General features: G+C 33.8%; 1 pseudogene. It reads left to right on the top strand.

The features are described 5' to 3' along the window. Window positions 1–678: pseudogene (locus tag ACODS7_RS32365) on the top strand (Tn3 family transposase); the annotation flags it as partial.

The raw sequence follows: 678 nt of genomic DNA, 5'->3' as shown, positions 1-678 counted from the left end.
TTTTAGTTGATCTTTTGATACAAGAAATGCGAAAAAGAAAAATCATTCTTCCTGCTATGTATGCCATAGAACATTTAGTTTGGGCGGTATGTGAACGTGCAGAAAGGCGAACATTTAAAACATTAACAAAAACATTATCTTCACAGCAATTTTTACAATTAGACCAACTATTAACGAAGCCTACAGACAAGCATATTAGCAATTTATCCTGGTTACGGAAACCACCTGGAACCATTTCTCTTAAAAATTTTCATAAGATATTGGACCGCATTCAATTTATTCAAAATCTAGTATTACCATTAGAAAATGGCCAAGAGATTCACCAAAATAGATTATTACAATTAGCTAGGGAAGGCTCTCGGTATTCCACTCAACATTTGTCTCGGTTCCATTCTCTAAAACGTTATGCAACTTTAATGGCTTTTTTAATTCACATTTATGCTTTTTTAATTGACCAAGGTTTATATGTAAATGAAAAGTTGCTTGGTCGCATGTTCAAGCGAGGAGAAAAGATACATACCGATTCGTTTCAAAATGACGGAAAATTGATTAACGAGAAAATACGCTTATTTGCAAAACTTGGGAAGGTTTTAATTGAAGCAAAAGAAACCGAACAAGATCCCTTTGTATCTTTACAAGCTGTTATACCATGGGACCAATTTGTTCATTCGGTAGAAC

Source organism: Bacillus sp. FG16, from assembly GCF_057809515.1.
Note: the sequence above shows the minus strand (reverse complement) of the source record. Positions and strands in the feature narration are given on the sequence as shown.